We start from the raw sequence: 19822 nt of genomic DNA on the forward strand, positions 1-19822 counted from the left end.
GCGCCGACTCCATCGTCTACCGCTGGGCCGCCCGCGTCACCTCTACTGGGAGGTAACCGCAGCCGGTCTCGGGGTGACGCGCGGCGGCGCGCGCGGGCCGGCCGCACCGGTCGGCCAAATTGCAACCTTACGCCCACAGCGCCCATGCTTCGCTGACGGACGGGTAGTGGGCGGGTAGGGGGCAAGGAGTCGTTTGCCCGGCGCGGTCGCCTGTACGGCCCCGCTACCAGCGGTTTCGGACGGCTGACGGTGCGCAGCCGTGTGGCCGTGCCGACACGTCACCGTTTGGGCTGCTCCGGGCGGCCGGGTACTTGCGCGATCCGCCCGGCACGTGTGGACTACGGCCAAGTACCTCGCGTACACGCGAGGATCTCGATACGTTCGAACCATGACAGGAGGCAATCCGTGAGCGCGACCGCGGACCACGCGGAGGAGCGGACCAACCCCGCCGCAAGGCTGGGTTTCCAGCCCGGGCAGGTGGTCCAGGAGCTCGGCTTCGACGACGACACCGAGCAGTCACTTCGCGAGGGCATCGAGGCCATCACGGGCACCGAGCTGGTCGACGAAACCTACGACGACCTGGCCGACGCCGTGGTGCTGTGGTTCCGCGAGGACGACGGCGACCTGACGGACGCGCTGGTGGACGCCATCTCGCTGGTCGATGACGGGGCGCCGATCTGGCTGATGACGCCCAAGACGGGCCGGGACGGCTACGTCGAGGCGAGCGACATCGGCGAGGCTGCCCAGACGGCCGGCCTCCAGCAGACCAAGCCCATGAACATCGGCAAGGACTGGACCGGCAGCCGCCTGGTCACCCCGAAGACGAGCCGCGCGGCCAAGGGCTGAGCGGGCCGACCGGGGCGCGTCCCGCCCGTGCGGCGGCTGTGAGCCGGGGCCGGGCGGCGCGGTGCCGCCCGGCCCCGGGCCGTGATCGGCTCCCCGCCCCGTGCGCCGCCGCGAGACCGCCGGATACCGCGGAAGCGGGCCCGTGAACCGCCCGTGGCGCCGGAGGCATAGGGTGGGGGCACGATCAGCAGCCGCCACCATCGGAGGACCACACGACCATGGCGATCGCCGTCGGCACCAAGGCCCCGGACTTCCAGCTCAAGAACCAGCACGGCGAGACGGTCTCACTCGCCGACTTCCACGGCCGCAAGAACGTCGTCCTGCTGTTCTACCCGTTCGCCTTCACCGGGGTCTGCACCGGTGAGCTGTGCGCTCTGCGTGACGAGCTGCCGCGGTTCGTCAACGACGACGTGCAGCTCCTCGCCGTCTCCAACGACTCCCCCTTCGCGCTGCGCGTCTTCGCCGAGCAGGAACAGCTCGGCTACCCGCTGCTGTCCGACTTCTGGCCGCACGGCGAGGTCTCCCGCGCCTACGAGGTCTTCGACGAGGAGAAGGGCTGCGCCGTGCGCGGCACGTTCGTCATCGACAAGGAGGGCGTCGTGCGCTGGACCGTGGTCAACGGCCTGCCCGACGCCCGTGACCTCAACGAGTACGCCGAGGCCCTCGCGGCCCTGTGACACACCGGGGGAACCGTCACCGTCGCCCCGTTCGTTGAGGCGACGGCACCCGACACCGACTGAACGACACCCGGCCAGAGGGGCGGCAGCACTGCTCCTCGTGTGACCCACCTGGAGGACTCGTGGGAGTGAGTCTCAGCAAAGGCGGCAACGTCTCGCTGACTAAGGAAGCGCCGAACCTGACCGCCGTCCTGGTGGGCCTGGGCTGGGACGCCCGCACCACCACCGGCGCGGACTTCGACCTGGACGCCAGCGCCCTGCTCACCGACGGTCAGGGCAAGGTGCTCAGCGACCAGCACTTCGTCTTCTTCAACAACCTCACCAGCCCCGAGGGCTCCGTGGAGCACACCGGTGACAACCTCACCGGTGAGGGCGACGGGGACGACGAGGCGATCAAGGTCAACCTCGCCTCGGTGCCCGCCGAGGTCGAGAAGGTCGTCTTCCCGGTCTCCATCTACGAGGCGGAGACGCGCCAGCAGAGCTTCGGCCAGGTCCGCAACGCCTACATCCGCGTGGTCGACCAGGCGGACGGCCGCGAGCTGGCGCGGTACGACTTGACGGAGGACGCCTCCACGGAGACGGCGATGGTCTTCGGCGAGCTGTACCGGCACGGCGCGGAGTGGAAGTTCCGCGCCATCGGCCAGGGATACGCCTCCGGGCTGCGCGGCATCGCACAGGACTTCGGCGTCAACGTCTGAGAGCGGCTGGTCCCGGTGTCGGCTGTGTGCGTCGGCGCCGGCGCCGCCCTCAGCCGGGGCGGCACCGGCGCGTGTGTCGGCTGTCAGCCCCGCGCCGCCGGCGCGGGGCCGGGCGGTGCGCGGTCCCCGGAGACGCGAGCAGCGGGCGGGGCGTGACGCCCGGCAGAAGGTCGACCTCTCCACAGCAGTGCGGCGGCGAACAGGCCGGGGGTGCGGACGGGAGCGGGTCGGCCCGCCCGAGCGGCCACCGAAACACCCTGCGCCCTGGACGCCGCGGTGCCGAGGCGCGCGCCGGTCGACGACCACGTCGCCTGTCACCACCTGGTGAGCCCGAGGTTCCCGGCGGGCACGCCCTAGTCCGGCTCGTCGGCTCGTCGGCGGCGGTGAGGCGTAGGCGCCGCTGCCGGAAACCGGCCGCGTCCTCGCACGTGGGCGGGGCGCGGGGCCGTCGCCGTCGTGTCCCACCACGCCGATGCGGCCTTCCGCCGTCAGGTCTCCGGCCAGGTCAGCGGCGCGCGCACCGGTGTGGGAGGCGAGGAGAGCGGGCAGGAGCCGGTCCGGTACGAGCCGACGGGGTACGCCTCCACGGAGCCCGCCACGAGCTTCGGCGAGTTGTACCGCTATGGCGGGAAAGAACGTTCCGGGCCGTCGGCCGGGGGTACGCATCGGGGTCGCGGGGCATCGCCCTAGACTTCGGCGTCGACGTCACGTGACCGGGTCCGTCGTGCGCGGGCCGGCCACGCCGATGCGCGGGGAGGACTCCGTGCGAGAGACGAGGTAAGCAGTGGTTCTGAGAACCTTCGGGTGGTCCTTCGGCGTCACTGCCGTCGGCCTCGCCGCGGCGGCGTTCTTCTGGGGGTGGCAGGGCTTCGCCATCGTGGCGATCCTGTCGATTCTGGAGATCTCGCTGTCGTTCGACAACGCCGTGGTGAACGCCGGTGTGCTGAAGAAGATGAACGCCTTCTGGCAGAAGATCTTCCTCACCATCGGCATCCTCATCGCCGTCTTCGGCATGCGGTTGGTCTTCCCGGTGGCCATCGTGGCCGTCACGGCGGGCATCGGGCCGGTCGAGGCGGTCGACCTCGCGATGAGCGAGCCGGAGACCTACGAGCAGATGGTCACCGACGCCCACCCCTCGATCGCGGCGTTCGGCGGCATGTTCCTGCTGATGATCTTCTTGAACTTCATCTTCGACGAGCGCGAGCACAAGTGGATTCCGTGGCTGGAGAAGCCGCTGGGCAAGCTCAGTGCCGTGAACGGCCTCGCGGTGTGCGTCGCGCTCATCGCGCTGCTGCTGACGGCGAGCTTCCTCGCTCCGATGGCCCACCAGTACGGAGGTCACGCGGACAAGACCTCCACGGTGCTGCTGTCCGGCGTGGCCGGTCTGATCACCTACCTGATCGTCGGTGGACTCTCCGGATTCTTCGAGAACAAGCTGGAGCAGGAGGAGGCCCGCGAAGAGGAGGCCGAGGAGGCGGCCCGGCGCTCCGGCAAGGAGGTCACCGCCCTCGGCGTCGGCGGTAAGGCGGCCTTCTTCCTCTTCCTCTACCTGGAGGTCCTGGACGCCTCCTTCTCCTTCGACGGCGTCATCGGCGCCTTCGCCATCACCAACCACATCTTCTGGATGGCGCTGGGTCTGGGCATCGGTGCGATGTACGTCCGTTCGCTCACCGTCTACCTGGTCCGCCAGGGCACGCTGGACGAGTACGTGTTCCTTGAGCACGGGGCGCACTACGCGATCGGCGCGCTGGCCACCATTCTCCTCGTCACGGTGCGGTGGGAGATCCACGAGGTCATCACCGGCCTGTTCGGTGTCGCGCTGATCGGCCTGGCCTTCGCCTCGTCGCTGCGGTACAACCGCCGCCGGGACGCCAGTGGCGACGACGACGGGGGCAGTCCGCAGGAGCAGGCACCGGTGACCTCCGGAGTGTGAACAGCGGGTGAACGCGGGTGTCGCGGCCCCGTAATTGCGGAAGTCTCTGAGCGGAGCGGCCGTCCGTCGCGGGACGGCCGCCCCGCGGCAGTGGGCTGTCCGAACACCGGATTGGGGGCGCGGCATGGTTTCCCTGTGGGAGCACTGGAGAACGGCGGGGCGGGGTCCTGGCAAGGGCCCGAAGTTCGACACGGTGGGCGGCCCGTCGTCGTACGCGGTGGAGCTGACCCGCCGGTACCCGAAGGTCTCGCTCACCCAGCAGGGCGGCGACACCGGCACGATGCGCGTCAACCTCTCCTGGCAGATGCGCACCTCGGACCTCAACGACCGCCCGCGGCGGCCGAGTCTGCTGCGCAATCCCGGCCAGCTCCTGAAACCGCAGCCCGTCCACGGCCACACCCAGGGCATGGTGAACGTCGACCTGGACCTGGCGTGCATGTACGAGCTGAAGGACGGCTCCAAGGGCGTGGTCCAACCGCTGGGCGAGTTCGTCGGCAACATGCACGAGCCGCCCTACGTCAAACTGAGCGGTGACGACCGATTCGGCTCGGGCACCGGCGAGACGATCTACGTCAACCTCGACCACGCCGACGAGATCGGCCGCCTGCTGTTCTTCGTCTACATCTACGACGGCACCCCCGCCTTCGACCGCACGCAGGCGGTGGTGACGCTCGTGCCCGGCAACGGCCCGCACATCGAGGTCGGTCTCGACGAGCGCGCGCCGGACGCCCGCTCGTGCGCCGTGCTGATGATCGAGCACGACAAGAACGGCGACCTGGTCGTCCGCCGCGAGGCCCGCTACATCTACGGCTTCCAGGCCGACCTGGACCGGCTGTACGGCTGGGGCATGACGTGGGGGCGCGGCTACAAGTCGCCCACCCGCCGCTGACCCCAGCGCGGGCGTCCGGGCCCCGGCGGCGGGTCAGCGCCCGGCGAACTGCGGCCCCTGGGGCGGCAGCGTGAACGCCGGCTCCGGGCGGGGGTAGGCGTACGCCGCGCCCGCTGGCTGCGGTACCGGCTGCGGATACCCGTATCCGGGCTGCTGGGCGGGCACCGGCGGGTGTGCCGGCGGTTGCGGGTACCCGTACGGCGCCCGTTCCCCGGGTCCGGCCGGCGGGGGCGGCTGCGGCACGGGTCCGGGCGCGGGCGGCTCCGGCTCGGGGGCCGGTCCCGGCTGCGGCCCGGGCTCCGGCGGTGGGCCCGGCTCCGGGCGGGGCGCGGGTTCGGGGCCGGGGTGGGGCACCGGCTCCGGCTCCGGGACGCCCGGCTCGTGCGGCGGGCGCGGCACGGTGCCCTGATCGGGCGGCGCCGGGGCGCCGTCCGCGGTGGCCGCGGTCTCGCCGTCGTCCACCGAGACGCCGAACGCCGTGGCCAGCCCCACCAGTCCGGTGGTGTACCCCTGGCCCAGCGCGCGGAACTTCCACCCGCCGCCCCGGCGGTAGAGCTCGCCGCACAGCAGGGCCGTCTCCTCACCCGTCTCCGGGTGGATGTCGAAGTGCGCCAGGCCCGCCCCGCTCGCCGCGTCCCGCAACAGCAGCCGCAGCCCGCCACCGAGCCGTGCGAAGGTGCCGCCGTCGGCCGAGGCGGTAAGCATGACCCGGTCAACCGAGGGGTCGAGCGCGGCGAGTTCGGCCTCGACGGTGTCCGTCAGCCCCTCCGACTCGCGGGTCTTGGCCAGGTGCCGGACCAGGCCGGAGGGGTGGCGGGGCTGGTTGTAGAAGACGAAGTCCTCGTCGGAGCGGACGCGGCCGTCCGTGCCCAGCAGCAGCGCGGAGGCGTCGACGTCCGGCCCGCCGTGCGCGTCCGACCAGCGCAGGACCGCCTGCACCGTGGCCGCCCGCAACTCGATGTTCGAGCCCTTCGCCATCACCTGGGTCATACCGCCATCCTCCGACGCACGACCCGCCCCGGGCAAGCGGGGCGCCGCCCTGTCCGGCCCGACGCGCACCACCGCCCCGCTGCGGGCCCGCCCCCGACCCGCCTCGCGCCCGAGCCCGCGCCCGACGCCGCCGTGCCGCCCGGGAAAGCCGCGCCACGCGGTGCCGACCGTCCCGCCGGGGGACCCGGACACCAGGCGGAAGAACAGATTCCGGTAACGTGATTTTCGGGCACGGGCGAACTCGTGGTCGGCTTCCGCACGTACGATGAGCCGGCCGGGCGCCGCCGCGCAGGTCCGGTGTTCCACAGAAACGGGGGTTGCATGCGCCACTTCGGGCACCTGACGCCGACCGTGCGTGACGCCCTGTTCCACCGGCAGCCCGTCGAGTTCACCGCCGACGCACCCGCCCACTTCCTGTCCGTCGCCCTCGGCGCGACGCTCTACAGCCCGGCCACACGCCCCCGCCTCGCCCACGACGTGCGGAGGCTGGCCGCGGGCGGCGTCGTCTCGATGGTCCTGTGCCTGGAGGACTCCATCGCGGACGACGACGTGCCGCAGGGGGAGGACAACCTGGTGCGCCAGTTCGCCGACCTGGAGCGCGCGGCCCTGCCGGACGGGCCCTCGGCGCCGGCCGGCACGGAGCGGTCCGACGGCCCCCCGGCGCCACTGCCGCTGCTGTTCGTACGGGTGCGCGAACCGGAGCAGATATCCCGCCTCGTCGCCCGGCTCGGCACGAGCGCGCGCCTGCTGTCCGGGTTCGTGCTGCCGAAGTTCACCGAGGACCGCGGCGTGCCGTTCCTGGAGGCCCTCGCCCGCGCCGAGGACGAGTGCGGCAGGCGCCTGTTCGCGATGCCGGTGCTGGAGTCGCCGGAGCTGCTCTACCTGGAGTCCCGCGCGGAGACGCTGGCCGGGATCGCCCGGACCGTGGACAAGTACCGCGACCGGGTGCTGGCGCTGCGCCTGGGCGTCACCGACTTCTGCTCCGCCTACGGCCTGCGCCGCACGCCGCACATCACGGCCTACGACGTCGGCCTGGTCGCCACGGTCATCGCCGACGTCGTCAACGTGTTCGGCCGCAGCGACAGCACCGGCTGCACGGTGACCGGCCCGGTGTGGGAGTACTTCCGCTTCGCCGAGCGCATGTTCAAACCGCAGTTGCGCAGCTCCCCGTTCACCTACCGCGGGGCGGAGGAGCTGCGCCGCGAGCTGATCGCGCACGACATGGACGGGCTGCTGCGCGAGATCCAGCTCGACCGCGCCAACGGCCTCCAGGGCAAGACGTGCATCCACCCCTCGCACGTGGCGCCCGTGCACGCGCTGTCCGTCGTCAGCCACGAGGAGTTCAGCGACGCCACCGACATCCTGCGGCCCGAGCGCACCGGCGGAGGGGTGCTGCGTTCGGCGTACACGAACAAGATGAACGAGGTCAAGCCGCACCGCGCCTGGGCCGAGCGCACCCTGCTGCGCGCGGAGGTCTTCGGCGTCGCCCGCGCCGGGGTGGACTTCGTGGACCTGCTCGCGGCCGACGCGGACCGCGGCCGGTGACGGCGGCGCCCCGGGGGGCGGCGGCCCGGGAGACGGAACGACGGGAAGAACGTGTGATGTGGACAGGCGCGTGGACCGCTGAACGGCTCGGCATCGAGCTGGCCGGGGACGGCGTGCGGGACCTGCTGGGGCTGGCGGTCCGCCGCAACCCGCGGCGCGCGCACCTGCTGGTGTCCAACGTGCTGGGCAAGCACGTGCCCCAGCACCCCGTGGTCGTGTACGGCACCGCGCTGGGGCTGGGCCACCGGGTGCGGGAGCTGCTCGGGGACGAGGCCGCGGCGCGCGCCGTCGTCCTCGGCTACGCGGAGACGGCCACCGGGCTCGGGCACTGCGTGGCCGACGGCATCGGCCGCGTCCCCTACCTGCACTCCACCCGCCGTCCGGTGCCCGGGTACGCCCAGGCGGCCGGCTTCGAGGAGGAGCACTCCCACCACACCTCCCACCTGCTGCTCCCCCGGGACCGGGGCCTGCTCGCCGGGGAGGGGCCGCTGGTGCTGGTGGACGACGAGCTGTCCACCGGCCGCACCGTGCGCAACACGATCACCGCGTTGCACCGCTCCTTCCCCCGCGAGCGGTACGTGGTGGTCGCCCTGACGGACATGCGCACGCCGCGGGACGCCGCGGCGCTGGAGAAGTGCGCCGCCGAGCTCGGTGCCCGGATCGAGGTGGTGGCGCTCGCGGACGGCACCCTCACCCTGCCGCCCGACGTGCTCGACCGCGCCGCCGCACTCGTCGCCGCCCACCCGCAGGACCCGGCCGACGCGCAGGAGGCAGCCGGGGCCCGCGGTATTGCCGGCGCGCAGGGCGCGGTCCGAGCCGGTGACGTTGCCGGCGCGCGGGACGCCGCCGAGGCCGGTGCCGCCGTCGGTACGCCGGCCGCCGCCCGGCCCGACGGCACCGCGGGCCCGGGCGCCGCGGGCGCGGCCGACGTCGTGCGCCTCGACCTCGGCTGGCCCGCCGGGCTGCCCGACGGCGGACGCCACGGCTTCACCCCCGAGCACCGCGCCCGGCTGGACGCCGCACTGCCGGCCATGGCCGACCGCCTCGCCGCCGCGCTGCCCGAGGACGCCGCCCGCGTGCTCGTGCTGGGCACCGAGGAGCTCATGTACGCCCCGCTGCGCCTGGCCGACGCGCTGACCGGGGCGACCGGGGCCGAGGTGCGCTTCTCGACCACCACCCGCTCCCCGGTCCTGGCCGTGGACGACCCCGGCTACGCCATCCGCCACCGCCTGGTCTTCCCCGCCCACGACACGCCCGCCGACGGCCCCGGCCCGCGGTACGCCTACAACGTGCCGCCCCGCCACGCCGGCGGGTTCGACGCCGTCGTCGTGGTCACCGACACCCCCGGCGACACCCCGGCGCTGCACGCCCCCGGCGGCCTGCTCGCCCGGCTGGCGGCCCGCACCGGGTGCGTCGTCCTGGCCACCGTGCCCGCGCCCGCCCCGCTGCCGGCCCCGCTGCGCGGCCCGGCGTTCTCGTCCTACCCGGCGGCGGACTGCGGCTGGCTCCTCCAGGACCTCTCGGACGCCGCGCTGGAGGCACCCACCGAGGAGCGCGAGGAGGCGATCCAGCGCGGCGGCGCCCACTACGCCGAGTCGCTCCCCGTGGAGTACCAGCCCACCCCGGAGTACCAGCGGCTCTTCCACGCGGCGCTGGAGACCTCCGCCGCGCGGGTCGCCCGCGCGGTCGGCGCCGTCACCGAGACCGTGCTCGCCGAGCGGGGGCCGCGCCCGGTACTCGCCTCGCTCGCCCGCGCCGGCACGCCCGTCGGTGTCCTCATGCGCCGCTACGCCGCCCGCGTGCACGGCGTCGACCTCCCGCACTACGCCGTCTCCATCGTGCGCGGCCGGGGCATCGACACCACCGCCGTGCGCTGGCTGGCCGCCCACCACGACCCCGGCGACGTGGTGTTCGTCGACGGCTGGACGGGCAAGGGGGCCATCACCCGCGAACTGGCCGAGGCGCTGCGCCCGTTCCCAGGCTTCGACCCGGAGCTGGCCGTCCTCGCCGACCCCGGCGGCTGCGTGCGCACCTACGGCACCCGCGAGGACTACCTCATCCCCTCCGCGTGCCTGAACTCCACCGTCTCCGGGCTCGTCTCGCGCACCGTGCTGCGCGCGGACCTGGTGGGCCCCGGCGACTTCCACGGGGCCAAGTACTACCGCGAGCTGGCCGGAGCCGACCTCTCCGCCCACTTCCTCGACGCCGTCTCCGCGCACTTCCCCGCCGTCGCCGCCGCCGCGGCGGACGACTCCCGGGCCCTGCGCGCCACCGACCGCACGCCCGGCTGGCAGGGCTGGCGCGCGGTGGAGCGCATCAGCGCCGCGTACGACATCGGCGACGTCAACCTCGTCAAGCCGGGCGTGGGCGAGACGACGCGGGTGCTGCTGCGCCGCGTCCCCTGGCGCGTCCTGGCCCGCCGGGGCGCGGGCGCCGACCTCGACCACGTGCGGCTGCTGGCCGAGCAGCGCGGCGTACCGGTCGAGGAGACCGACGACCTGCCCTACACCTGCGTCGGCCTCATCCACCCCCGCTACACCAGGGGCGCCACCGGTGCCGACGGGAAGGCCGCGTCATGAACCCCGCTCCCCGCGTGCTCGTCGCCAGCGACCTGGACCGCACGCTGATCTACTCGGCCGCGGCCCTGCACCTGACCGTGCCCGACGCCGAGGCACCCCGGCTGCTGTGCGTCGAGGTGTACGACGCCAAGCCGCTGTCCTACCTCACCGAGCGCGCCGCGCGGCTGCTGCCGGAGCTGGCCGCGCGCAGCGTCCTCGTCCCCACCACCACCCGCACCCGCGAGCAGTACCGGCGCGTGCGCCTGCCCGGGCCGCCCGCGCCGTACGCGATCTGCGCCAACGGCGGGCACCTGCTGGTCGACGGCCGCACCGACCACGACTGGCACCGCGCGGTACGCGACCGCCTGGCCGGCGAGTGCGCCCCGCTGGCGGAGGTCGGCGACCACCTGCGCCGCACCGCCGACCCCGGCTGGCTGCGCAAGCGCCGCACCGCCGAGGACCTGTTCGCCTACCTGGTCGTCGACCGCGCGCTGCTGCCCGGGGCGTGGGTCAAGGAGCTGGCCGCCTGGGCGGAGCCGCTGGGCTGGACCGTCTCCCTGCAGGGCCGCAAGCTCTACCTCGTGCCGCGTCCGCTGACCAAGAGCGCCGCCGTCGCCGAGGTGGTCCGGCGCGCCGGGACGACCCGCACGCTCGCCGCCGGGGACTCCCTGCTGGACACCGACCTGCTGCTAGCCGCCGACGCCGGGTGGCGCCCGGGCCACGGCGAGCTGGCCGACACCGGCTGGAGCGCGCCGCACGTCACCGCGCTGGCCGAGCGCGGCGTCAGCGCGGGGGAACGGATTCTCGCGGAAGCGCTGCGAGCCGTCGCCGCCTGAGCTCCGCGCGGCGCTCCTCGGCCTCCACCAGCTCCGGGTGCCGGGCCCGGTAGTACGGATTGTCGTGCGGCAGCTTGCTGGAGACGCGCCCGTACATGCCGAAGACGGCGAGCACCAGCCCGTAGACGAAGCTGAAGATGACGTTGGACATGCCGAACGCCAGCACGTTGAGCTCCGTCTCCAGCACGGCCAGGTTGACGAACCCGGAGACCACGAACGCAGCCCCCACGACCGTGTTCAGCGTCGAGGCGAAGTTCCCGCCGCGCACCGTGCCGTAGCCCAGCAGCAGGCCGACGGCGATCGAGAGCACGCTGAGCGCGCCGTTGGTGCTCAGGCCGTACACCAGCTCGCCGTCGGTGTCGAAGAAGCCCACCCGGTCGGTGAGGCCGAGGACGCCGAAGGCGATCAGCACCAGGCCCATCAGCCCGGCCCCGAACCGGTACACCTGACTCAGCCGGTGGTCGACGGGCAGGTGCTCGGACAGGTCGATGCGGGGCGCGACGGTGAAGGGGCGCAGGGCCATGGCGGCCTCCGGGACGCTCGGAGCATGCCGTACCCCTCCAGCATCCGCCCCCACCGCCCACCTCTCAACCGGGGCGAGGAGCGGGCGGGGGGCGCCGGCTGCCCCGTCGCGCGGTGACCGTCCGGACCCGGTGGCCTGCGGGCCCGGACGGGCGGACCCGGTCGTCCCGAACGCCTTACGCGCCGCGCCGGTCAGAACTCGAATGCCAGGTCGATGTGTCCCCGCACTCGCATCTTCTTGGTGGGAGGGGTGGGGGGATGGGGAGACCTGTTCTCCTTCACCTTCCCCTTGCAGACGCGGTCCTTTCCCGGCCGCACCACGAAGAAGTCCGTCAGCGTCGGGATTTCCAGGATGACGTTGCCGTTCGCGTCCTGCTTCTTGTCCAGGCGGCACCTGACCAGGTCGCTGGAGTACCTTTTCCCCTCGAGATCGAAGTCGAACCACCACTCGTCCCGGATATCCGGTTCGCTGCCGGTCGTGGTCCGGACGGAGAACACCTCCCTGGTCTCTCCCGCGGCGAGGAGGGCGAGCTTCGTGACGTCTTCCCAGAGCGTTGTGTACCCGCCCACCTTCGAGTCCCACTTCCTGCACCGGTGGCCGACGTCCACGTGGGCGAGCCCCCACCTCGTGGTGTTGCGCGCGTGGCCCGTGCACAGGAAGTTGTCGCCCCCGACGGGGCCGGACGGCGAGTCGTCGTGCTCTTCGCTGGTCATACGGGTTCCTCCTGTCTGTCTTTCCCGCCGCCGGTCGAGGGCGGCTGCTTCCGGTGGTCTCGCCGCGCGCCTCAGAACTCGATCTCGACGTCCACGTGGCCGCGTACCCGGAACCTCCGCCCCACGGGTGCGGGCGGGACGTACTTGCCACGCTTGATCGCCCACTTGCCGCCGATCTTCTCCCACTGCCGCTCGTCGAACGGGAAGGGAGCGCACGGCCCGGCCAGATGGGTGGCCATGGTCTTGAGCACCCGCTCCGCGGTGGCCTTGTCGGGTGCCTTGCGGTAGGCGGTGATGTCGTTGTGGGCGTCCCGGAGGGCCTTGTACCGCGCGTCTCCGACGATGGCCGCGCAGACTTCCGGCTCGACCTCGTCCTCCTTCGGCGGGTTCGTGCGGTAGCCGTCCTGCGGGCCGGTGAAGAGGTTGCCGGGGAGCCAGGGGAGGAGCTGGCTGAAGTCGCCCCACTCCGACCCGTCCCCCGGTACGTCACCGTTCGGGTCGTGCGTGTAACCGGGGACGTCGGGGAGCAGTTTCAGCAGGGCGTTCTTCTGGCGGTCCGAAGAAGTCGTCGTGTAGCTCTGGAGGTGGGAGGTGATGGCGTCGGTGAGGTGGCGCACGAGTGGGTAGTGCTCCCCATGGAGGATCAGCTCGTTCCAGAAGTCCAGGAGCTGGAAGTAGGGAATGACATGGTGGCGGCTTCCCAGTTGTCCGTCGATCTTCGGGGCCGGCTGGTACGGAGCCCCGTCCCGTTCGCGGAAGATCGAGAGCTTCTTCTTCTGCGCGGCGGTGGTCATGCGCCGCTCCTTTCGTCGCCTTCCGTCTTCTGACGCAGGACGTGGAGGTGGAGGACTCCGCTGTTGGACGAGTGGAGCCACGGGCCGCGGTGACCCGTACCGCTTCCGTCACGCACGGTGACGCGGTACCGGAAGCTGCCCGGGAAGCGTCGGTCCCCGGTGTTGACGATCCACCGGCGGGGGGTGGTGTCGCGCGCGCCCTCCCACCGGAACTGCGCGGTGTGCTTGCCGTCGGGGCGTCCCGTGTCGTCGGTCGCCTCGAACCGCACCTCGACGGTCTCCTCGGCCCCGAGACGCCGGTGGAGGTGGATCGGGTAGACGTCGAGCCGCCCCGGCGCCATCGAGGCGGCCACGTCGATGGCCACGTCGTTGAGGAGTTGCCCGTCCTCTCCGGGGTCGATGTCGGCCGTGCTGAGGTCGTTGACGACGACGCAGTGTTCGCTGGTCGCCTCGGAGCTGGAGCGGAACGTCACCTGCCGCCGGACGAACGTCGTGTCCGGCGCCCAGCCCGCGGGTGGGTCGGCCACCTCGTCGAGAGACCTCTGGCGCGTGGTGTAGTTCCAGTTCGCGGGTGACTCGCCCGCCTGGGTGGGGGGCTCGAAGACCTTTCCCGCCCAGACGATCCGCCCCGCCGCGTCCGGATAGCCGCACCTGACGGAGAGCGAGGCGACGGACGGGTCCTCGTGGGTGAGGACCGGGCGGAAGACCCGGTGCAACGTGTGCTTCTCGTCGTCCGGGTAGCGGGTGAAGAAGTACTTCCTGGGCTCGGCGCGGATCTCCGCGAACTCGTCGGTGAACCGGGTCGAGAACGTGATCGGCCGTAGGTAGGTGAACGGCACCTCCGTGCGGCTGGCCAGGGCCGGAAGGTGCGGAGCCGTCGACGGGACGTGCCAGGTGCGGCCCCAGGGGTTCGGCTCCCCTTCCGCGTCGGCCGCCAGCGCGGTGGGCTTCCCGGCGGGGGCGCCGAGCACGGCCCCACGCGCCAGCTCCAGGAAGAGAGCGCTGGCACAGCCCGAGTGGTGCAGCAGTGACTCACGGTAAGCGGGGTCCGTTGGTACGCTCGGGTCGACGTCGCAGTCGACGGCGAGCCGGTCAGCCGAGCGGAGCCGGCCCACGGCTTCGTCGACCCGGTCCAGCGTGATGCCGTGCCCGTCGCGCGTCGTGTGACGGCGCAGCTCCGCGTGGATGTCGGCCCAGTCACCGTCCATGGTGAAGCCGCGCACCGGCGCGGTGAAGCGGATGCCCATGGTCCGGTTCACGCTCAGCGGCTCGCTGTTCTCCACGAGCGCGCGGTGCACGAGTTCCGTGTAGTGGTGTCCGAGCAGGGTGGTGTAGGTTCTCCTGGCCGTGGCCTGGAGCGGGCCGGTGTCCGCCCCCTGCTTCTCGCAGTACCAGGGGTCCCCGCCCCCGAGCCGGCGCAGCGTGCGCTCGGCGCGGGCGGCGACGTCGGACAGGGTGGTGTGCGTGGAGGAGAAGGTCAGCGGGACGTAGGCGGGCTTGTGGTAGAAGCCCGACCCCCAGTACGGGTCACTCTTCGGCGACTGCTCGAAGAGGGCATGGGTGGCGTCGTCGATCGCCTTCTGTGGAATGTCCGCGGCCAGGGTGAAACGCACCATGCCGCAGACGTCCCGCTCCGTTCCGCTGTCCAGGCGCGCGTAGCGGGTGAAGGAGAAGTCGTAGCCCCCGGAGTGACGGGCGAGGTGCAGCCGGTCGGGCATCCAGTAGAACGTGGACGCCTGGCAGCCCGGCCGCCGGGTCGGGTTGCCGACGTCCGGGTAGAACAGGAAGTGGTAGCCGCCCGCCTCGATCGTCCGGGTACCCGCTACCTCCGTCGGGCCGTCCCCGTAGGCGATCATCTACGTGGCCTTCTTGAAACGGAAGTTCACGTGGGGTGAGTTCTTGGGTGGGATGACCGCGTGCAGGAAAGCCTGGTCCGTGTACACCCATTCCTTCAGCTCCCACTCGGAGCCCTCCTCGAAATCCGTCACCTTGACGCGGTAGCGGTAGCGGTAGCACGGCGTGGGCTCGGGGGCGCCCGTGCCCTCCGGCCCGCCGCCGTCGCCGTGCGCTTCGGCGGTTCCGGGGGACTGGGCCGACGGGACCAGCGGAGCCGGTGAGACGAACCAGGTGCGGAGCTTCTTGATGTCGCTGTTGTCGCAGGCGAAGGTCGCGCTGCGCGAACCCGTGGGGTTGCCGTCCGGGTCCACGGTCTCCATCGTGATCTCCGCGAACTGGTTCGCGCCGATCGCCCGGTTCATGAAGCGCACGTTCACGACCATGAGCTTCCTGGTGGCCGCCCGTACCTCGATGATGGAGGAATCGAGGGGAGTCCCATGCGGATCGGGATCGAGGGGCACGTCGAGCTGTTCGAGGTGGGCCACGACGTACTCGTTCGTCGGGTCGGGCTCGTTGAAGTGCACCGCCCGCTTCACGAACGTCCTGTCCGGCTCCCAGCCCGCCGGGGGGTTGACGACGTCGTCCTTGGATTTCTGAATCACCCGGTACTTCCAGGTCTCCGGCTTGTCCTGGGGCGCGGGCCGCACGAACACGTGCGCCGACCACAGGAGTTCCCCCTTCACGTTCGGGTAGCCGACCTGAATGGACAGGCTGTCGTAGACGCCGGTGTTCCAGGGGGCGTACGGCGTGCAGATCCGCGCCAGCTTCTTGGGCCAGTCGTCGAGGTAGACGGCCGGGAAGTACTTGCGCTCGGCCTCCTCGCCCCCTTCCACCATCTCCTGGAGCATCCCCTCCAGCGAACTGGAGACGGGGTGTGCTCCTGGAGGTGGGAGAACTGCATCTCCTCCTCGTAGGAGAGGTGGAGCCCGGTGTGGGAGTACGTCTTCTTCAGCGCGAGAGCGAAACCCCAGGGGCTCGCGCCGGCCGCCGACGACGACGCCTCCGCGGGGGTCTCCGAGGGAGGCGCGGGCTCGAAGATGACCTTCTGCGCTTCCTCCAGGAACTTGGTGAGCACCATGTCGGACTTCGCCCGGAGGTACTCCGCCACCTTGTCCGCCCCCGGGAAGGTGCCCAGCGCGGTGATGGAGACCTTGATCGTGCCGTTGGTCTGCAACCTCTCCAGGGCGAGCCGGATGTCAGCGTTCACCCAGGTGCCGTGCACGTTGGCGTGCCCGGAGAAGTGGTCGTAGATCTTGTCCCAGTTGCCCTCGATCTTCAGCCTGACCTTGGGCGTCCACATCTGGATCTGCATGACGGAGCTGGCGAACAACGGGCTCGTCGTCGAATGGCTGAAACCCGCGTGGAGGACCTGCGCGGGGTAGTTGCCGATCAGCGCCGCGAAAGCGTGCTCCGCGGTGGGGTCGATCGCTCCCGGCCCGCCCCCTTGCAGGACCCAGTGCCAGTCGCCGATCTCCCCGTCCTTCTTCGGGGACCCCTTCAGCAGATTCTTTCCGTTCGCCTTGCCGAGATGGCCGAACTTCCCGTGCTTGAGCTCTCCGGCCCGGGTCCTGGTGAAGTAGGCGTAACCCTGCTTGGCCAGCGCGATGTTGGAGAGGGTGACGTTGTGGGACAACAGCACGACGGGCGCGAAGACCGGCTGCAGGCCACCGCTGTGCCACAGGCCGTTCTTGCTGCCCTGGCCGTACGCGCTGACGTCCTTCTGCGCCTTCTCCATGGCGTCGGACGGAACCCGCCCGGTGGTGGTGAGGCTCAACAGGCCTCCCACGGTGTCCTTCTCCTGCTCGTCGGCTCCCAGACCGGCGAAGCGGATCAGGCTGAACTTGTAGTCTCCGGTGTCCCCGTCCCTGCGTGCGATGTTCACCTGGTTGGGCAGCCAGTAGTAGACGGGGTTCTTGCCTTCTTGCACCAGGTCGTAGTTGTTCGCGTCGGGGTAGAAGGTGATCGGATAACTCTCGGCGGCGTATTCACCGCCGGCCATCGTCGGCCCGATGGGATCGGTCATGCGTCAGCACCTCGCGAATCCAAGGGAGAAGCGCCTGCGGACAGCGTGCTGCGCGGCGCCTGCCGGAACGGCGGCGTCCGCAGAACTATGCGGGCAAAAAAAATGCTCGCATTTTTTCGACACAGTCAGGCTGGCAAGGTTCTCCGCCCGGCGCAACCGGGATCTTGACGCGCCGCCACCGGCCGGGTGGGGACGTGGGACGGCTCGGAAATCCGAACGCGCACGGCAGGGTTTTCGCCCCTACCATGCGCTCCGCACCACGGAATTCCGGAACCGGAAAGCCGTTCCGCTCTCAACCAATGCGTCTGCCCTAAGTTCTTTTCACCTCCGCCGAGCGGCGGCGGCCGACGTGGCGCGTGCTGTGCGGTGCATAGGAGGCGTGCTGTGCGGTGGCACAGAAGGAAGGTGCGAACCGGCCGCGGGCCAGCCCCTCAGCCGCAGCAGCCGCCTCCGCAGCAGCCGCCGCCGCCCGCCGGGGGCGCGGCGGCACCGGCCGTGGCCGTGCCGCCCACGGCGACGGTGGACAGCAGCTTCACCGTGTCCGCGTGCCCGTCCGGGCAGGACGCGGGCGCGCCGGACTCCGCCATCGGGCGGCTGACCTCGAACGGCGTACCGCACTCGCGGCACCGGAACTCGTACCTGGGCATACCCCGCAGGATAGCCGCGCCCCGCCGCGCCGCACCCTCCCGCGTCCGCATCCGAGCAGGCCGGCGGCCCACGGTCCCAGCCGACGGCCCACGGTTGTCGACGCGGCGGGCCCAGGCGCGCGCCGGCTCAGCCCGCGCCGCCGAGCTGGCCGCGGATGCCCCGCACGACACCCGCGACGGTCTCCCGGATGGCGTCCAGCTCGGTCAGGAAGTGCCAGTAGTCCGGGTTCCGGCCGCCGGCCTCCAGGGCGCCGACCGCTCGCTCCAGACGGGCCACGGCGTCGTCCAGCGGGCGAGCGTGCCGCGGGTCGGGCGTGTTGCGGCCCGCCATCGCCAGCCGCTGCGCGTCCCGCAGCGCGAACCGCACGCGCTCCGTCTCCTGCGCGTGGCTGAACGCGACGTCGTTGAGCCGGTCCAGCCGCTCCCCGGCCGCGGCCACCGCGCCGTCCCCGGTGTTCAGCAGCGCCCGCACCGAGGCCAGCAGCGCCGTGGCGTCCGCCCAGCGCTGCGCCTCCCGCGCGGCCTGTGCCTCCCGCAGCTTCGCCTCCGCCTGCCGCGACGCGTCCTGTGCCCGCGCCGGGACGTGCTGCAGGTCCTCCCAGCAGGCGGCGCTATACCTGCGGCGCAGCTCGCTCAGCACCGGCTCCACCTTGCCCGCCCGCGTGGCCAGCGCCTGCGCCCGGGTGCGCAGCGACGCCAGCCGCCGGTCGATCTCCGCCGCCTGCTCCGGCAGCCGCCGCGCCTCCTCGCCCACCGCGCCCGCGCGCCGCTGCACCTCCTCCGCGCGGCGGATCGTCCCGCGCACGCCGTGCTGACCCGCGCCCTCGTTCAGCCTCGTCAGCTCCGGGGAGAGCGCCGCGAGGCGGGCCGCGAGCTCGTCGGCCGAGAACCCGGCCTCCCGGGCCCCGTCCAGCGCCCGCGTCGCCCCCAGCAGCGCCTGCCGCGCCCGCTCCACCGCGGGCGCCACCTGCGCGAGCTGCTCCTCGGCCCGCCCGAGCTGCGGCGCGATCCCGCGCACGAAGTGCTCCAGCTCGGACCTCGTCCGCTCCAGCCGCTCCCGGGCCTGCCGCAGCTCGCGCGTCGCCTGCTGCGCCACGGCGGTGTCCAGCTCGTCCCGGTCCAGGTCATGAGCGTCGACGGCGGTGATGTAGGCGTGGCTCGCCTCGTCGATACGGTGGCCCAGGGTCTGGAAGTCGGCCGCCACCTTCCGCCCGGCGGGCGAGCCGTCCACGGCGGTGATCGCCTCCACCGAGATCCGCGCCTCGCGCTGGGCGGTGTCCAGTTCGTAGAAGGACGCGGCCGCCGCGTCCTTGGCGGCCTGCGCGTCAGCCCGCGCGCTCTCCGCCCGTCCACCCCGGCCCCACCACCGCGTGCCGCCCCCGCTCATCGCTGTCACGCAATCCTCTCCCGAGCTCCGCGTTCGTCAGTGGACCGGCCCCCATTCTCCCACCGCCCTCCCCGCGCACGCAGGGGCGGCGTCCCCACCCGCCCGCTATCCTTTACCCTCGTTGTGCACCGGGGCGCATAGCTCAGCGGTAGAGCGCTGCCCTTACAAGGCAGATGTCACAGGTTCGATCCCTGTTGCGCCCACCGGATGACCTCGCGCGATGCGGGGGAACGTGCAAGGCGATGCGGGTGCGGTGCCCAAGGGGAGCCGCAGCCGCTCTTTACTGGCACTGTCGTGGCAGTCTGGTGGCAGTCTCGACGCGGGTGCTCGTCTCCCGAAAATCTCCCAAGCGGTCGCACTGTCTACGCAGGTCACTGCCCGGACGTAGCGCGGCCCCCTTCCTTGCGGAAGGGGGCCGTTCAGCGTCGGGTGCCCGAGAGGGGCCGCCCCTGCGAAGCCCGACGCGTTCTTGGTGCGGCCTTGAGCGCACGTCCCCGCAAGCAGGGGAGAAGTGGGCCGTATGGTTCGAAACCTTCCTCCGACCGCGTGCTCCAGATACGGCGCATGATCGGGGGAAACGTCCGCACCGCCCGACTTCGGGCCGATCTCAGCCGGGAGCGCCTCGTTGCACGCGCCGGACCCAGCCGGACTCCGTGATCCGGACAGAACTCTGGACCCGGGCGGCTCGCTTCGACTCGTTGAGCACGATCGCTGACGCGCTCGGCGTATCGCTCGCGCGCCTCGTTCGCGAGCGTGACGGGTGACTTGGAGCAACTGTTCACCGCTCAGGTGTCTCTCTGTCTGGGTCCTTGTCATCTGCGGTGCGTCGGGGGTGGCAGGTGCAGTCGCAGCGTCCGGTCACCGCGA

At 72.1% G+C, this 19822-nt stretch carries 16 protein-coding genes, 1 tRNA gene and 1 pseudogene; 10 read left to right on the top strand and 8 right to left on the bottom strand.

The features are described from left to right. Positions 1–405 precede the first annotated feature (405 nt). From OSB71_RS20710 to OSB71_RS20735, 6 genes and pseudogenes are all read left to right on the top strand, one after another. Positions 406–846, top strand: coding sequence for a DUF3052 domain-containing protein (locus OSB71_RS20710; protein ID WP_265950166.1), 441 nt, complete (start codon positions 406–408; stop codon positions 844–846). Between the two features lie 218 nt (positions 847–1064). Next, positions 1065–1523: a peroxiredoxin gene (locus tag OSB71_RS20715; protein WP_265950168.1), complete on the top strand. Its 459-nt coding sequence runs from the start codon at positions 1065–1067 to the stop codon at positions 1521–1523. A gap of 122 nt (positions 1524–1645) precedes the next feature. After that, positions 1646–2221 carry a TerD family protein gene (locus tag OSB71_RS20720; RefSeq protein WP_265950169.1) on the top strand — a complete coding sequence of 192 codons (576 nt, stop codon included), beginning with the start codon at positions 1646–1648 and terminating at the stop codon, positions 2219–2221. A 456-nt stretch (positions 2222–2677) separates the two neighbouring features. After that, positions 2678–2934, top strand: a pseudogene (locus tag OSB71_RS20725) (TerD family protein); the annotation flags it as partial. 71 nt (positions 2935–3005) lie between these two features. Next, the gene (locus OSB71_RS20730) at positions 3006–4154 is read left to right on the top strand and encodes a DUF475 domain-containing protein (RefSeq protein WP_265950171.1); all 1149 of its coding nucleotides are present in this window, start codon (positions 3006–3008) and stop codon (positions 4152–4154) included. Positions 4155–4278: 124 nt separating this feature from the next. Beyond that, positions 4279–5043, top strand: a complete 765-nt coding sequence (locus tag OSB71_RS20735) for a Tellurium resistance (RefSeq protein ID WP_265950172.1) — start codon at positions 4279–4281, stop codon at positions 5041–5043. Between the two features lie 33 nt (positions 5044–5076). Here the strand turns inward: OSB71_RS20735 and OSB71_RS20740 are convergent, their stop codons facing one another. Then, positions 5077–6033: a TerD family protein gene (locus OSB71_RS20740; protein ID WP_265950174.1), complete on the bottom strand. Its 957-nt coding sequence runs from the start codon at positions 6031–6033 to the stop codon at positions 5077–5079. Positions 6034–6354: 321 nt separating this feature from the next. Between OSB71_RS20740 and OSB71_RS20745 the strand changes: the two genes are divergently transcribed. From OSB71_RS20745 to OSB71_RS20755, 3 genes are read left to right on the top strand one after another with little or no spacing between them, the layout of a single operon-like run. Beyond that, positions 6355–7578 carry an HpcH/HpaI aldolase/citrate lyase family protein gene (locus OSB71_RS20745; protein WP_265950175.1) on the top strand — a complete coding sequence of 408 codons (1224 nt, stop codon included), beginning with the start codon at positions 6355–6357 and terminating at the stop codon, positions 7576–7578. 56 nt (positions 7579–7634) lie between these two features. Next, positions 7635–10157, top strand: a complete 2523-nt coding sequence (locus tag OSB71_RS20750) for a phosphoribosyltransferase (RefSeq protein WP_265950177.1) — start codon at positions 7635–7637, stop codon at positions 10155–10157. Then, a complete protein-coding gene (locus OSB71_RS20755; RefSeq protein ID WP_265950178.1) occupies positions 10154–10972 on the top strand; it encodes an HAD family hydrolase in 819 nt (272 codons plus the stop codon). The genes OSB71_RS20750 and OSB71_RS20755 overlap by 4 nt, the downstream gene beginning before the upstream one ends. On the opposite strand, the gene OSB71_RS20760 is transcribed toward OSB71_RS20755, so the two are convergent. The 7 genes from OSB71_RS20760 to OSB71_RS20790 all read right to left on the bottom strand — a co-directional run bounded on the left by OSB71_RS20760 (position 10920) and on the right by OSB71_RS20790 (position 18955). Further along, a complete protein-coding gene (locus OSB71_RS20760) occupies positions 10920–11495 on the bottom strand; it encodes a DUF4383 domain-containing protein (protein WP_265950180.1) in 576 nt (191 codons plus the stop codon). The genes OSB71_RS20755 and OSB71_RS20760 overlap by 53 nt on opposite strands. Positions 11496–11686: 191 nt before the next feature. Further along, complete coding sequence (locus OSB71_RS20765; protein WP_265950182.1) at positions 11687–12208, bottom strand: hypothetical protein; 522 nt, start codon at positions 12206–12208, stop codon at positions 11687–11689. Between the two features lie 71 nt (positions 12209–12279). Then, the gene (locus OSB71_RS20770; RefSeq protein ID WP_265950183.1) at positions 12280–13002 is read right to left on the bottom strand and encodes a hypothetical protein; all 723 of its coding nucleotides are present in this window, start codon (positions 13000–13002) and stop codon (positions 12280–12282) included. Further along, a complete protein-coding gene (locus tag OSB71_RS20775) occupies positions 12999–14858 on the bottom strand; it encodes a hypothetical protein (protein WP_265950185.1) in 1860 nt (619 codons plus the stop codon). Before OSB71_RS20775 ends, OSB71_RS20770 begins: the two co-directional genes overlap by 4 nt. A 719-nt stretch (positions 14859–15577) precedes the next feature. Continuing rightward, positions 15578–16921 carry a hypothetical protein gene (locus tag OSB71_RS20780; protein ID WP_265950187.1) on the bottom strand — a complete coding sequence of 448 codons (1344 nt, stop codon included), beginning with the start codon at positions 16919–16921 and terminating at the stop codon, positions 15578–15580. 431 nt (positions 16922–17352) lie between these two features. Continuing rightward, positions 17353–17568: an FmdB family zinc ribbon protein gene (locus OSB71_RS20785; protein ID WP_265950189.1), complete on the bottom strand. Its 216-nt coding sequence runs from the start codon at positions 17566–17568 to the stop codon at positions 17353–17355. 127 nt (positions 17569–17695) lie between these two features. After that, positions 17696–18955, bottom strand: a complete 1260-nt coding sequence (locus OSB71_RS20790; protein WP_265950199.1) for a coiled-coil domain-containing protein — start codon at positions 18953–18955, stop codon at positions 17696–17698. Positions 18956–19086: 131 nt separating this feature from the next. Here OSB71_RS20790 and OSB71_RS20795 point away from each other — a divergent pair. Then, a tRNA-Val gene (locus OSB71_RS20795) sits at positions 19087–19158 on the top strand. Positions 19159–19822: the final 664 nt, after the last annotated feature.

Origin of the sequence: Streptomyces marinisediminis (assembly GCF_026262575.1) — a bacterium.
In the GTDB taxonomy this organism is placed as follows: Bacteria; Actinomycetota; Actinomycetes; order Streptomycetales; family Streptomycetaceae; genus Streptomyces; species Streptomyces marinisediminis.